The organism is Candidatus Poriferisocius sp. (assembly GCF_965204145.1).
In the GTDB taxonomy this organism is placed as follows: Bacteria; Actinomycetota; Acidimicrobiia; order Acidimicrobiales; family Bin134; genus Poriferisocius.
In genome coordinates, this window is record NZ_OZ241977.1 from 3,393,512 (window position 1) to 3,406,230 (window position 12,719).

Here is a 12,719-nt window from a genome sequence, read left to right on the forward strand (position 1 = left end):
GGTGTCTTGGCTTCCACCGAAACCCCGCTAAGAGCCAAACTCGTGTTGTGATCCCCACCCTGGACAAGTTCGCCGCCGAGGTTCGCGCCTTTTTGGATGCCAATGCCGAGCGGGCTGTGCGGGACGAGTTCACCTGGGGAGTCGGCTCCGATGAGATCACCGTCTACGCCGAGAAGAGCCCTGCCGAGGAGGAGGCGGCGGTCCGGGCCGCCCAGCAGTGGCGGGCCAAAATGTGGGAGGCGGGGTTCGGATGGATCACCGGCCCTGCCGAATACGGCGGACGGGGTCTCGGCCCGGAGCACGAGCGGGTCTACCTCGACCTGGAGGCTGGCTACCGGGTGCCGTCGCAGACCATGTTCGGCAGTTCCCTGGGAGTGGTGGCCCCCACGATCCTGGCCCACGGCTCCGATTGGCTGAAAGAGCGTTACCTGGCCCGGCTGTTCCGAGGGGAGATCCTGGCCTGCCAGCTGCTGAGCGAGCCGGGGGCCGGGTCGGATTTGGCCTCCCTCAGCACCCAGGCGGCCGCCGATGGCGACGAATGGGTGATCAACGGCCAAAAGGTGTGGAGCTCCCGGGCCCATTTCTCCGATATCGGCCTGCTGCTGGCCCGCACCGACACCGACGCGCCCAAGCACAAGGGCATCACCGCTTTCATCTACCCGCTCGACACGCCCGGGACCGACGTTCGCCCGCTGCGGCAGATGACGGGTGGGGCGGAGTTCAACGAGGTTTTCTTCGACGACGCCCGCATCAGCGACCGCCATCGTGTGGGCGACGTCAACGCCGGCTGGTCGGTGTTCCGCATCTCGCTTCAATCGGAGCGGGCCTCGATCGGCTCAAGGGGGGCAGGCTACGGCGGCAGCGGGCTGGTGGGGCTGGCTGCGCCTGAGAAGGTGGTCCAGCTGGCCCAGCACTTCGGGCTGGCCGACGACCCCGTGGTGCGCCAGGATCTGGCCCGCTTGTACACCGGGTACCGGCTGGTGGAATGGAACGCCAACCGACAGCCCCCGTTGGCCCCGGCCGCCACCAAGTACGCCACCGCCCGGCACGTGAACTGGGCGGCGTCGATGATCGCCCGCCTGCTGGGTCCCCGCATCTGCGCCGACACCGGAGAGTGGGGCACCTACGCCTGGAAGCAGCTGCTGCTGGGCGCCTGTGCCATTCGCATCGGCGGCGGCACCGACGAGGTGATGAAGAACGGCGTGGGCGAAGGGGTTTTAGGGTTACCCAAGGAGCCGCGTTAGGTTTCGGCCGCCTCCAAAGCACTTCTATCAATTTTGGACATGGGGGTGAGGGGGAAGGCGTCGGTGAGGCGGAGGTGTTCGGGGAGCTTGTAGTCGGCGATGTGCTGTTGGCCGAAGGATCGCAGCTCTTCGAGCGTGGGCGGGTCGTTGGGATCGGCGGGGATGACCACGGCCACTCCGACCGCGCCCATCACCTCGTCGGGCCGGGGCACCACGCACACACCAGAAACCTTGGGATGCCAGGCCAGCACTTTTTCAGCCTCAACCGGGAACACCACATAGCCGCCCCGGTGGAAGCCCTCCCCCCGGCGGCCGACCAGGCGCAGGCACCCGGCATCGTCGATCCAACCCTGGTCGCCGGTGTGAAGCCAGCCACCCCGTAGCGCCTCGGCTGTGGCGACCGGATTGCGCCAGTACCCGGCCATCACGGTGGGAGATCGAAAGCACACCTCTCCCACTGTTCCGGGGGCCACGGCCAAATCGCTGTCGGGGTCGCGTACCTCCACCTCAATACCGGGTCGGGGCCGCCCTACGGTATAGAGCATCTCCTCCATGGGGGCATCGATCCAGGTGAAGGTTCCTATTCCGCCTACCTCGGTGCAGGCGTACCGCTGGGTCCAGTCAGCCCCGAACCGCTTCCGGGCCTCCTCGATCACATTGGGGGGCGAAGGCGCCCCGCCGGTGACCACGAGCTTCACTGAGGAGAAGTCGTACTGGTCGAAATCAGGATGGCGAAGCATGAGGGCGATCTGGGGGGCCACGCCGCCCACCGCGGGCATCCGGTAGCGGGACACCGCGTCGAGCACTGCGGTGGCACTCCATTTGTCGATCACATGAAGGGTGGTGCCCACCGCGAACTGGGCCGGGACCTTGCCCATCACCCCGATGTGGGCCATCTGAGTGTTGGAGGTAATGGCACCGCCTTCCCCCCAGCCGTTGCCGGTGTCCACGATGGCGATGTCGGCCAGGATCTGGTTGGTGAACGTCGCCCCCTTGGGCACGCCGGTGGTGCCCGATGTGAACACCACCGCCACCGGCCGGTCGCCATCAGAGGGCAGCAGCGGCGGGGCTTCGTTACGCACCCGCAGGTCAGCGCACACCGAGCCGGGCCTGTCGGCCAGAGCCACCTCGATCACGTCGATGTCGAGGGCCATGGCGTCGGCCATGGGGGCGGTGGCAATGGCCCGGTCGGCTTGGGCCACCTCGTTCACCAGGACGGTGCGCTCCGGGGCGGGCAGGCGGCTGCTCACCCCGGCGGTGATGGCCCCCAGCTTGGCCAGTGCCCCGTAAAGCACGATGTAGTCCACCGACGACGGCACCAGCAGGGCCACCACTTGGCCGTGGCTCACCCCCCGGCGGGCCAGACCGACGGCCACCTCGTCGGTCAGGCGGTCGAACCGGGCAAAGCTGACTCGCCAACCCTCTTCCGCCACCAGGGCCGGACGGTCAGAAAACCGCTTTCCCGATGCCCTGATGGTTTCGGCCCACATGTTCTGAGTGTGCCATCCCGGGACAACTGAGTACCTACGTTGCAGGGGGAATACGGTTGGCGGGTCCGAACAGCAAGGAGCGTGGTCATGGGCGAATTTGTGCGGATTGAGACCGGTGCGGCAGAGGGGGTGGCCACCCTGCGGCTGGACCGCCCCAAGGTCAACGCCTTGAACGCCCAGGTTGTAGCGGAGTTGCACCAAGCCGCCGACGAGCTGGCCGGGCGCAGCGATATCCGGGCGGTGGTGATCTGGGGCGGCCCCAAGGTGTTCGCCGCCGGCGCCGACATCAACGAGTTCTCGGGGATGGATCCCGATGGGGGCCGGGACCTGAGCCAGCGGATCAATGCCGCTTTCCGGGCGCTGGAGCAGCTCCCTCAGATCACCATCTGCGCCGTCAACGGCTACGCCCTTGGCGGGGGATGCGAGTTGGCCATGGCGGCCGAGTTCCGCCTGGTGGGGGAAAGCGCTGTATTGGGCCAGCCGGAGATCCTGTTGGGGCTCATCCCCGGCGGGGGCGGCACCCAGCGATTGAGCCGCCTGGTGGGCATCACCAAGGCCAAGGAGCTGATCTATACCGGGCGAAATGTGCGAGCCGACGAAGCAGTGGCCATCGGGTTGGCCTCCGCCGTCTACCCCGACGACGATCTCTACGACGAGGCCGTGAAGCTGGCCGCCCGCTACGCCGCCGGCCCCGCTGCCATCAAGCTGGCCAAAAGAGCCATCCTCGACGGCTATTTCCTCCCCCTCGATGAGGCCTTGGTGGTGGAGGCAGAGGCCTTCGCCGACTGCTTCCACACCGACGACGCCCACATCGGCGTAGCCAGCTTCCTAGAAAACGGCCCCGGCAAAGCCGAATTCACCGGGTCGTAGGGCCTGTCAGACAACCGGGGGGTTTTCGGGGACGGCGAGGGCCTTCTCCTCGGGAGGGGTGGGGCCGAAGCGGCGCCACAGCCAGCCGAGGGTGGCGCCGATCACGATCATCAACACGCCGATGAGGGCCATGTCCATCAGCCGGCCGCTCAGATCGCTAAGAAGGGCCTCGTGGATCGACTGGGCGGCCCTCACAGTGTCGGAGTTGTCGATCAACACGGCCAGCAGCGCCCGAGAGCCGTAGATTCCCACTCCCAAGATTCCGGCCATAGCCACAATGCCGATGCCGATGCTCCACACCACCCGGGTGCGGGACGGCGATATCAGCAGCGATCCGATGCCGCACAGCAGGATCAAGGTGATGGTGGAAGAGCGGCGGTCTTGGAGTTGGCCGAGGAACTCCCAGAACCGGTCTCCCGGCTCGGCGCGCTCGAGCACGGTCACCACTCCGGCGTCAGCTGGCGGTGTGACGGTGCCGAGAAAGGCCAGCTCCTCGTTGGCCGCAATCTCACCCACCATCTGATTGAAGATCGGCCCCAGGTCCACTTGCACGCTCCGAACCGGCGGATTGTTCACGAGCGTGCCGCCCTCCACCGCCAACACATCGCGGTGGGCCTCCCGTACTGCGTGCTCCAGCAGACTGTAGTTGGCCTTATCGGTGAGCACCTCGCCTACCGCCACCGGGACCTGCTCCTGAATCGCCTGCTGGGCACCCGCGGAGCCCGCGGGGGTGACCGGTAGGTCGGCCATCTCCAATGTGGTGGCGACAAATGACGCGGCCACTACCTTGTGGACGTCTTCGTCGTCGAAGATCTCGTAGAGCTCCTCAGTGAAGCGGTCCTCGTTGTACACCACGAGATTGGCGTAGGTGGTGAGCGCGGAGAAACCCGAGCCGAACACCACGATCAACAGCAGCAGCACGGCCACCGCCTCGCGCACTGTGCGGGAGGTGACGCTGCGCCAAGAGCGCACCAGCTGCTGGAAATAGTCCTCCACCGTGTTCAGTTTGCCTGATTCTTCATGCCGCCCTGGGGCGGCAGGGGGCTGGACTCCCTATCCGAACAGCGGGCTGACCGAGGAGACCTTGTATTTCTTCCCGTCCATCCCCGTGATGCCCAACTCATTGATGGCCGCCCCGAATGCGGCGATGTGGGGAGCGGTGAAGTGGGCGCCCAGCGCCTCTTCGCTCTCCCAGATCTCGAAGAAGCGGATCTTCCCCGGGGCTTCCACCGAAAAGCAGTACTCGATGTTGCCGTCCTCAGCTCGTGACGCGGCGGCCATCTCATTGGCGGCTGCCATGAAGGCCTCGGTGTTCTCGGGGGGAAGGGAGCCGGTGCCGGCGATGACGATCATGGGATCTCCTCAAAGTGGTAATGAGCGGTCACAGCGTAGCCACAGGGCGACGGGAGCATGGGGTCGGGCTGCGCTATCCGAACAGCGGGCCCACCGAGGAGATTTCGTATTTCTTCCCGTCCATACCGGCCATGCCCAGCTCGCTGACTGCGGCTTGGAAAGCCCCGAAATGGGGAGCGGCGAATTGAGCCATCATGGACTCCTCGGTCTCCCAGATCTCCAAGAACCGAAAGACGCCGGGTGCCTGCATCGAGATGCAGTAGTCGATGTTGCCGTCCAGGGTGCGCGACGCCGCGGAGATGTCGGCGGCGGCTGCCATGAATGCCTCAGTGTTCTTAGCGGGGACGGAAACGGAACCGGCGACGACGATCATGGAATCTCCTCACGACGGGGCGAGCGGCCACAGAGTAGTCATTGGGGAGGCTGGTGGATGGATCGCCCGCCGACCAAGGTGGGCCGAGCAGTCGTCACCTAGAGTGACGATTGGATGCTTCCGTTCGACCCCATCAGCGAAGCCCGGCGCAACTGGGAGGCCAACGACTGGCGGGCCATCGACGCCATGTCGGCGGCCACGTCGATCACCCGCGCCCACCAGCTGGTGATCGGGCGGATCAACGAAGCCCTGGCCCCGTTCGAGCTGACCTTCTCCCGGTTCGAGGCGCTGGCCCTGCTCCACTTCTCCCGTCGCGGGTCGCTGCCGCTGGGCAAGATGGGCAACCGGCTGATGGTCCATCCCACCAGCGTCACCAATGCCATCGATCGCTTGGAGCGAGACGGCCTGGTCCGTCGGGTGCCCCACACCGAGGACCGCCGCACTGTATTGGCGGAGATCACCGATGAGGGGCGCCGGGTGGTGGCCAAAGCGGCAGATGCCCTGGCCGATATCGAGTTCGGCTTGGCCAGTCTGTCCGCTGGCACCCTGGGCGCACTGGACGACGCCATCCGCACACTGCGCAGAGATGCGGGAGACTTCGCCGAGTAACAGGGCCATGACCATGCTGGACATCCGCCCGCTGACCTCAGACATCGGGGCCGAGATTCACGGGGTGGATCTACGCGAGGAACTCGACGACGCCACGGTGGCCGGTATCCGCCAGGCCCTGCTCGACCACTTGGTGGTGTTCTTCCGCGACCAGGCCATCACCCCCGATCAGCACCTGGCCTTCGCCCAGCGGTTCGGCCCGATCAACGTGGCCCCGTTCGGCCCCAAGCTGGAAACCCATCCGGCCATCACGGTGCTCGACCAGATTGCCCCGGTGGGCGGATTGGCCGCCCGCTGGCACAGCGACAACACCTACATGCCAAGGCCGCCGCTGGGCTCCATACTCCGAGCGGTGGAGTTGCCCGAGGTGGGCGGCGACACCTGCTTCGCAAACATGTACAAGGCCTACGAGGGGCTGTCAGAGCCGATGATGGCCTTGGTCGACGGCCTGGACGCAGCCCACGACCTCACCTACACCCTCACCCGGGCCATCGACGAGGGGCTGGCCAAAGAGCACTTGGACACGATGCAAGCCGAGTACCCGGAGTTGATTCGCCCGGTGGTTCGGGTCCATCCCGAGACCGGGCGGCGGGCCCTGTTCGTGAACAGCAACTTCACCACCCGCCTCGTGGGAGTGGCCGAGGCCGAGAGCGACACCCTCCTGCCGTTCTTGTTGAACCACGTGCGCTCTCCCGAGTTCCAGTGCCGCTTCCGCTGGGCTGTCGACTCCATCGCATTCTGGGACAACCGGGCCGTCCAGCACTTCGCCGTGCCCGACTACACCGAGCGCCGCCTCATGCACCGGGTCACGGTGGAGGAGTGGGACTGACTGTCAGACGGTGAACGCGCCGTCGATGTCGAGTTTTTGGCCGCTGACGTAGTTGGCGGCGTCGGAGGCCAAGAAGCAGGCGGCCTCGGCGATGTCCACCGCCTTGCCGAAGCGGCCCAGGGGGATGTTGGCGCGGGCCACCTCCAGGGCTCGGTCGTCCAGGTCGCCGTCGGCCATGAGGCGGGCGGCCATGCCGTCCTCCAGCATTCCCGGTCCCACGCAGTTGGCTCTGATCCCGAAGCGACCCTCTTCCACCGCCACCGCCCGCATGAGCGACTCCACTGCGCCCTTGGGGATTGACGACAGAGCGTCCCGCTTGGGGAACACCGTGGTGGCCGCGGTGGTGACGTACACGATGTTGCCGCCCGAGACCCGGAGGTGGGGAAGCGTCGCCACCGTCAGATTGAACGCCCCGATCACGTCGGCTTCGATCTGGCTGGCGAACAGGTCGGGGTCGGTTTGCGACAGGTACATCTGGGGGACATGGGGGCCGGCGGCGCTCACCACGGTGTGCAGCCCGCCCAACTCATCAGCGGCATCGTCGGCAAACGCCCGCAAGGCGTCGGCGTCCTCCACGGCGGGATTCCCCATGTGAACCTCAGCGCCCTCGGCCCGCAGCGCGGCGGCGACTTCTTCGGCGGCCTCTAAGTTCGACCGGTAGGTGAACGCCACAGAACTGCCTCGCTGGGCCAGCAGTTCGCAAACCGCCGCGCCGATGCCGCCGCTGCCCCCGGTGACCAGTGCCCCACCGGCCCGGCCGGAGAAATCGCTCACACACGGAACACTACTGGTCACCCCAGCCGGCGCTGCGCTTGGGGAACAGTCGGTTTATTCGGCTACGGTGACCCGACGAAACACGCTGATTGCAGTTTCGCGCTCAGCCTCCGAGTTTCCGTTTGGGTGGGGAATGCAGGTTCCGATTTCAAAGCAGTTGAGGCAATTCCGCAAGCTGTCTGTCGGGCTGAAGGACGCGTACTCAGGGTCAGATGCCCGCAGCCGGGTACAGCAATTCGACGGATGGACGGGCAGAGCGTCATCGGGCGATGCGGACACGACAGACTACGACCACGCCGATACCGTCAAGGAGTACTACGACCTTTGCACTGAGGTCATGGTGTTCGGTTGGGGTGAATCGCTCCACTTTGCGCCGCTGTCGCCCCACGAGAGCCTGGAGCAGTCAAAGCTCCGACACCAACGCCTGATGATCTCCAAGCTGGAGTTGCAAGAAGGCATGGAGGTGATCGATATCGGCTGTGGGATCGGCGGTCCAATGCGCCAGGTCGTCCGCGAGGCCGCTGTCAAAGTTGTCGGAGTCAACAGCAGCGAGTACCAACTGGAGAAGGCGAAGTCGTTGAATGCTGCGGCGGGGCTCGACCACATGGTTGAGTTCCTGGCGTGCAGTTTCATGGACATGGGCGCCGTCGCCGATGGCACCTTCGACCGGGGATACGCAATTGAGTCGACGTGCCATGCACCCGACAAGCAGGGCGCATTTGCTGAGATCTTCCGTGTGCTGAAGCCCGGAGCCCTCTTGTGGGGTCAGGAAATGTGCATGACTGACGAGTTCGATCCTGACGACGACCGGCACCAGGCGCTCAAGGAAGAACTGAGGCACGGTATCGCGCTCAATGACATCGCGACCATGGACGAGGTTGACAGAGCCCTCGAAGCAGTGGGATTTGAGGTACTTGAGGCAAAGGACCACGCCGTTGCCGAGGATGGTCCGACCACTCCGTGGTATCAGCCGATGTCCAGTCAGCGCAATACCCTGGGCAACGCCCTGCGCAGAACACCGCTAGGCCGCAGAACGCTGTTCGGGGTAACAAAAGTGGCCGAGGTTGTCGGAGTTTTCCCCAAGGGCGCCGCGGATGTCATCAGGCTGATGGACCGTACCGCCAATGCCTACGTCGCCGGAGGTAAGACCGGCATCTTTTCGCCCCTGTACTGCTTTTTGGCCCGCAAACCCTTTTGAGCGGCGCTTCGGTCGCGCCACTGGCCGCTCGCTAGTTCCAGGTCACGTCCAGGGGCAGGTGATCGTGGCGGCGCACGAACATGCTCTTCTCCCAACGGGGCGGGTCGTCGTCGGCCAAACTGAACCAAGAAGTGTCTTGCAGCAGGCGCTCTAACGAGCAGAGGGTCTCCAGTCGAGCCAGCGGAGCGCCCACGCAGTGGTGAATGCTCCGGCCGAAGGCCAGATGGCTGCGGGAGATTCGGCGGTCCAGCACCACCTCGTCGGGTCGGTCGAACTCGGCAGGGTCCCGATTGGCCGACGACCACAGCAGAAAGACGGTGGTGCCGGCCGGGAGGGTCACGCCGCCTAGTTCGCAGTCGCGCTTGACTTGGCGATAGTGGCCCCGGAATGGCGACTCCAGCCGCACGGCCTCCTCGATGAAGTTCTCCAAGAGGCTGTGATCAGTCCGGATTTGTTCTTGGAGGGCGGGATCGTCGGCCAGCATTCGCACCGCGTTGCCGATTAGCGATGCTGTGGATTCCCCCCCTGCGCCGAGGAGCACCGTGAGCGTGCCGATGGCTTCGCCCCTGCTGATGTCGCCGTTGGCCATTGCCTTGGCGCACACTCCGAGCAGATCATCACCCGGGTTGTTGCCGGCTTCGGCGAGCTTGGTGTACAAGAAGCGGCTCGAGCTGGAGTTGTCTTGGGAGATGGCGTTCATGGTTTCTCGCGTGTGGAAGCCGGCCAACAGCCGCCCGCCCTGAAGGGCCCAATCCATCACATCGGGCCAGCTTTCGTCGGGCAGTCCGATCAGCCGCCCTATGACCCGAGCGGGAACGGGATGGGCCACGGTGTTGGCCCACTCCACCCTGGTCCCCTGCGAGCGGGCCGCCGCGAACTGCTCGTCGATGAAGGACTCGATCTCAGCTCGCATGGCTTCCATGCGGCGAGCCACCAGCTCGGGGAACACCACGCTCCGGTGAACGGTGTGCTCAGGCGGATCGGCGGTGGCCAGGGTGGTGGTGCCCTCGCCGAACTCGTCGGTGCGGAACAGCACGGGATTGCCGTCGTCGCCGGTGGCCAGCAACACGTCGAGGTGATTGGAGAAGTCGTCGATCCGGCGGAGGGCGTCCACGATGAGTTCGTGGGTGGCCACAAATGCCATGTCGAGCCCCGGCACCAACCACACCGGATGCTCCCGGCGCAGCCGCTCGTAGAGCGGATAGGGATCGGCCCAAACCTCAGGATCGATAATCGTCCGAGGCTCCAGCGGAACGACCGAAGACGCAGTGGCGTTCATGCTAAATACTGGCACAAGACCGACGAAGACGATGGCTCGCCTCGGCTGATCGGCTGCCCTTTTGGGAGAGTAGAACCATGACCGATTTCTTCTACGAGCAGGACGCGGACCTCGCCGCTCTGGATGGCCAGCAGGTGGCCGTGGTGGGCTACGGCAACCAGGGGAGGCCGTGGGCGCTCAATCTGCGGGACTCGGGCCTGTCGGTGTCGGTACACGTTCGAGCCGACGAGACCCGGGAGCAGGCCATCGCCGACGGATTCGACGCCGGAGACATCGCCGACGCCTCGACGGCCGATGTCATCTGCGTGCTGATTCCCGACGACTCCATCCCTGGTCTGGGCCTGGCTCCGAGATCTGACGCGCTCACAATCGTGGCCAGCGGCTACACCCTGGCCTTCGACCGGTTCGCCCCCGACGGCGACATCGCCATGGTGGCGCCCCGGATGCTGGGCCCCGAAGTGAGGCGCTGCTACGAGGAGGGAGTCGGCTTCATCACCGCGGTGGGCGTACACCGAGACGCCACCGGCACCGCCCAAGCCCGCATGCTGGCCGTGGCCCGCTCCATCGGCGGTCTGCGCCAAGGGGCCATCGCCATGACGCCCCACCAGGAGGCGGTGCTCGACTTGGCGGTGGAGCAGCTTCTGTCGCCGGTGCTGACCCATGTGAACACGAACTTCGTGCTGGTGATGCTGGAGCTGGGCATCCCGCTGGAGGCCATCACTACCGAGTTGTTCTATTCCGGAGAGGTGGAGCGCAATTACCGACTGCTGCGGGAGACCGGCTTCGTAGCCCAGCTCGACCACCACTCTCCGGCCAGCCAATACGGCCAGCTCTCCCGGCGGGGCCGGTTCGACCACGTGGACGTGGCCACCACCATGCGGGAGCTGGTGGAGGACATCACCTCGGGCCGGTTCGCCGACGAGTGGGACGCCGAGGCGGCCGCCGGCGCCCCCCGGCTGGCCGAGCTGCGCGATGAGCACGCCGGAGAGCTGATCAAGGCCGTGGAGGCCGACCTGCGGGCCAAGCTGGGGCCCAGCGCCGGTCCTGCAACCGGGGGGTGAGTCCCGAACCCCTGCAAACTGGCCGCCGCCGACGGTTCCAGGAATGGCCCAACTACCGCTGGGCGGTGCTGGGCCTCACCATGGCCGGAATCGCCTCGACCAGCTTTCCCATCACTGTGCTGTCGGCGTCGCTGCCGGTAATCGCCGACGACCTCCAGACATCGGAGAGCGCGGTGAGCTGGGTGCAGACCGCGCCGTTGATCGCCATGGCGGTGGGAACCCCCATCGCGGGCAAGTTCGGCGACCTGTACGGCCACCGTCGGCTGTACCTGTGGGGGTACGCCCTGGCCACCGGGTTCACGGTGTTGACCGGATTGTCGTGGAACGTGGGCGCGCTGGTGGCCATGCGCACCCTCGGCTCATTTATCGGGGCGGCCACGCTCCCCGCGTCCATGGCCATCATCATGACGGTGTTCGCCCGCCGGGAGCGGGCCTTGGCCCTGGGCTACTGGTCAGCGGTCACCGCTCTGTCGCCGGCCATCGGGGTGGCGTTCGGCGGGTTCATGGTGGACGCCTTCGGCTGGCGGACCATCTTCTTCATCCAGGCGGTGCCGTCGCTGATCGCGCTGCTGGCGGCCATTCCGCTGCTGCCCGACACCGCCCGCAAGCCCGAGGTGCGCTTCGACGTTGCCGGGGCGGTCAGCTTGGGACTGGCGGTGACCGGCCTGCTCATGGCCATCAACCGGGGCCCGGAATGGGGCTGGGGCCACCCGCTCGTCGTGGCTGGATTGGCGGTCAGTCCCGTGGCCCTGGTGGTGTTCGCCGCTGTGGAGCGCCAGACCGCCGACCCGCTCTTCCCGCTGGAGTTTCTGGCCCGGCGCGGGTTCGTGATCCCCAACCTGGTCACCTTCTTGGGCCACATGGCCTATATGGGCACGCTGGTGGTGGCCCCCTTCATGCTGGAGCGCTCGTTCGGGATCACCGAGGTGAGCCGGATATCAGCCGCCCTCATCGCCCGGCCGGTGGGGTTCAGCGTGGGGGCGTGGTACGCCGGGCGGGTGGAGTCGCGGCTGGGCGGGAGGGCGATCATGATTGTCGGCGCGCTGACCATGTCCGTAGCGCTGGCGGCGACCGGGGCTTCCATCTTGGCCGGCTGGCTGGCCGGGGTGATCGCGCTGCTGTTTGTGGCCGGTGTTGGTCAAGGGGCCATCCGGACCCCCGCGGTGGCCGGGGTGGCCAACTCTGTGGACGATGCCGACTTGGGGGTGGCCACCGGGTCGTTGCAGATGATCGGCCATATCGGGGCGGCCACTGGCATCACCATCATGATCACCGTGCTCGGACCGAGCGAGTCATCGGAGCGGTTCTTCGCCATCTTCCTATTGGCGGCGGCCATTGCCTCGGCGTCGGCCTTCTCGGCCCGGTGGTCGCCTGGACTGGGAACCGCTAGGTCAGCGGGGGCAGGTCGCCGAAGTCGATGGTGAAGGGCATATCGGGCTCGGGCTCGTCGTCTTCCTGCTGGATCTCCACCCGGGTCTTCTCCGGCTCCAAGATCTCGCCCAAAGCGACCATGGCCGCTCCCAACGCGGAGCCGCCCGCGGAACCGGTGACCTTGCGGACTATCCCTTCAGGAGCCTCGTAGTCCCGGGGATCAGACCACTGGAACTCCAGATCCTCGGTTTCCTCCGGTTCGGGCATC

General features: G+C 66.2%; 14 protein-coding genes. 7 read left to right on the forward strand and 7 right to left on the reverse strand.

Features of this window, described 5'->3' with window-relative positions; translation table 11 throughout:
* The first annotated feature begins 47 nt into the window (after positions 1-47).
* The gene (locus ACOGI7_RS15910) at positions 48-1,244 is read left to right on the forward strand and encodes an acyl-CoA dehydrogenase family protein (RefSeq protein ID WP_419849717.1); all 1,197 of its coding nucleotides are present in this window, start codon (positions 48-50) and stop codon (positions 1,242-1,244) included.
* Here the strand turns inward: ACOGI7_RS15910 and ACOGI7_RS15915 are convergent.
* Positions 1,241-2,734 carry a class I adenylate-forming enzyme family protein gene (locus ACOGI7_RS15915; RefSeq protein ID WP_419849718.1) on the reverse strand — a complete coding sequence of 498 codons (1,494 nt, stop codon included), beginning with the start codon at positions 2,732-2,734 and terminating at the stop codon, positions 1,241-1,243. The two genes, ACOGI7_RS15910 and ACOGI7_RS15915, sit on opposite strands and share 4 nt — an antisense overlap.
* A gap of 87 nt (positions 2,735-2,821) precedes the next feature.
* Between ACOGI7_RS15915 and ACOGI7_RS15920 the strand changes: the two genes are divergently transcribed.
* A complete protein-coding gene (locus ACOGI7_RS15920; protein WP_419849719.1) occupies positions 2,822-3,604 on the forward strand; it encodes an enoyl-CoA hydratase/isomerase family protein in 783 nt (260 codons plus the stop codon).
* A 6-nt stretch (positions 3,605-3,610) separates the two neighbouring features.
* On the opposite strand, the gene ACOGI7_RS15925 is transcribed toward ACOGI7_RS15920, so the two are convergent.
* From ACOGI7_RS15925 to ACOGI7_RS15935, 3 genes are all read right to left on the reverse strand, one after another.
* Positions 3,611-4,600, reverse strand: a complete 990-nt coding sequence (locus tag ACOGI7_RS15925) for a hypothetical protein (protein ID WP_419849720.1) — start codon at positions 4,598-4,600, stop codon at positions 3,611-3,613.
* A gap of 57 nt (positions 4,601-4,657) precedes the next feature.
* Positions 4,658-4,957, reverse strand: coding sequence for a putative quinol monooxygenase (locus ACOGI7_RS15930; protein WP_419849721.1), 300 nt, complete (start codon positions 4,955-4,957; stop codon positions 4,658-4,660).
* A 73-nt stretch (positions 4,958-5,030) separates the two neighbouring features.
* Positions 5,031-5,330, reverse strand: a complete 300-nt coding sequence (locus ACOGI7_RS15935; protein WP_419849722.1) for a putative quinol monooxygenase — start codon at positions 5,328-5,330, stop codon at positions 5,031-5,033.
* A 114-nt stretch (positions 5,331-5,444) separates the two neighbouring features.
* Here ACOGI7_RS15935 and ACOGI7_RS15940 point away from each other — a divergent pair, with 114 nt between their 5' ends.
* Complete coding sequence (locus tag ACOGI7_RS15940; protein ID WP_419849723.1) at positions 5,445-5,939, forward strand: MarR family transcriptional regulator; 495 nt, start codon at positions 5,445-5,447, stop codon at positions 5,937-5,939.
* Between the two features lie 7 nt (positions 5,940-5,946).
* Entirely contained in the window at positions 5,947-6,768 is an 822-nt protein-coding gene (locus ACOGI7_RS15945) for a TauD/TfdA dioxygenase family protein (protein WP_419849724.1), read from the forward strand.
* A gap of 3 nt (positions 6,769-6,771) precedes the next feature.
* On the opposite strand, the gene ACOGI7_RS15950 is transcribed toward ACOGI7_RS15945, so the two are convergent.
* Positions 6,772-7,542, reverse strand: coding sequence for an SDR family NAD(P)-dependent oxidoreductase (locus ACOGI7_RS15950; RefSeq protein WP_419849725.1), 771 nt, complete (start codon positions 7,540-7,542; stop codon positions 6,772-6,774).
* 133 nt (positions 7,543-7,675) lie between these two features.
* On the opposite strand from ACOGI7_RS15950, the gene ACOGI7_RS15955 reads away from it, so the two are divergent.
* Positions 7,676-8,740, forward strand: coding sequence for a methyltransferase domain-containing protein (locus ACOGI7_RS15955; RefSeq protein ID WP_419849726.1), 1,065 nt, complete (start codon positions 7,676-7,678; stop codon positions 8,738-8,740).
* A 31-nt stretch (positions 8,741-8,771) separates the two neighbouring features.
* Here ACOGI7_RS15955 and ACOGI7_RS15960 read toward each other — a convergent pair whose 3' ends face one another.
* A complete protein-coding gene (locus ACOGI7_RS15960) occupies positions 8,772-10,019 on the reverse strand; it encodes a cytochrome P450 (RefSeq protein WP_419849727.1) in 1,248 nt (415 codons plus the stop codon).
* Between the two features lie 77 nt (positions 10,020-10,096).
* Here ACOGI7_RS15960 and ACOGI7_RS15965 point away from each other — a divergent pair, with 77 nt between their 5' ends.
* Both ACOGI7_RS15965 and ACOGI7_RS15970 read left to right on the forward strand, forming a co-directional pair.
* A complete protein-coding gene (locus ACOGI7_RS15965) occupies positions 10,097-11,080 on the forward strand; it encodes an NAD(P)-binding domain-containing protein (protein WP_419849728.1) in 984 nt (327 codons plus the stop codon).
* The gene (locus tag ACOGI7_RS15970; RefSeq protein ID WP_419849729.1) at positions 11,077-12,504 is read left to right on the forward strand and encodes an MFS transporter; all 1,428 of its coding nucleotides are present in this window, start codon (positions 11,077-11,079) and stop codon (positions 12,502-12,504) included. Before ACOGI7_RS15965 ends, ACOGI7_RS15970 begins: the two co-directional genes overlap by 4 nt.
* Here the strand turns inward: ACOGI7_RS15970 and ACOGI7_RS15975 are convergent.
* A complete protein-coding gene (locus ACOGI7_RS15975) occupies positions 12,467-12,718 on the reverse strand; it encodes a hypothetical protein (protein ID WP_419849730.1) in 252 nt (83 codons plus the stop codon). The genes ACOGI7_RS15970 and ACOGI7_RS15975 overlap by 38 nt on opposite strands.
* Position 12,719 lies beyond the last annotated feature (1 nt).

Excerpts from the sequence above, each read along its gene's own strand:
- ACOGI7_RS15915 (WP_419849718.1), bottom strand. The coding sequence starts at position 2,734 with ATGTGGGCCGAAACCATCAGGGCATCGGGAAAGCGGTTTTCTGACCGT.
- ACOGI7_RS15920 (WP_419849719.1), top strand. The coding sequence starts at position 2,822 with ATGGGCGAATTTGTGCGGATTGAGACCGGTGCGGCAGAGGGGGTGGCC.
- ACOGI7_RS15930 (WP_419849721.1), bottom strand. The coding sequence starts at position 4,957 with ATGATCGTCATCGCCGGCACCGGCTCCCTTCCCCCCGAGAACACCGAG.
- ACOGI7_RS15935 (WP_419849722.1), bottom strand. The coding sequence starts at position 5,330 with ATGATCGTCGTCGCCGGTTCCGTTTCCGTCCCCGCTAAGAACACTGAG.
- ACOGI7_RS15940 (WP_419849723.1), top strand. The coding sequence starts at position 5,445 with ATGCTTCCGTTCGACCCCATCAGCGAAGCCCGGCGCAACTGGGAGGCC.
- ACOGI7_RS15945 (WP_419849724.1), top strand. The coding sequence starts at position 5,947 with ATGACCATGCTGGACATCCGCCCGCTGACCTCAGACATCGGGGCCGAG.
- ACOGI7_RS15955 (WP_419849726.1), top strand. The coding sequence starts at position 7,676 with ATGCAGGTTCCGATTTCAAAGCAGTTGAGGCAATTCCGCAAGCTGTCT.
- ACOGI7_RS15960 (WP_419849727.1), bottom strand. The coding sequence starts at position 10,019 with ATGAACGCCACTGCGTCTTCGGTCGTTCCGCTGGAGCCTCGGACGATT.
- ACOGI7_RS15965 (WP_419849728.1), top strand. The coding sequence starts at position 10,097 with ATGACCGATTTCTTCTACGAGCAGGACGCGGACCTCGCCGCTCTGGAT.
- ACOGI7_RS15975 (WP_419849730.1), bottom strand. The coding sequence starts at position 12,718 with ATGCCCGAACCGGAGGAAACCGAGGATCTGGAGTTCCAGTGGTCTGAT.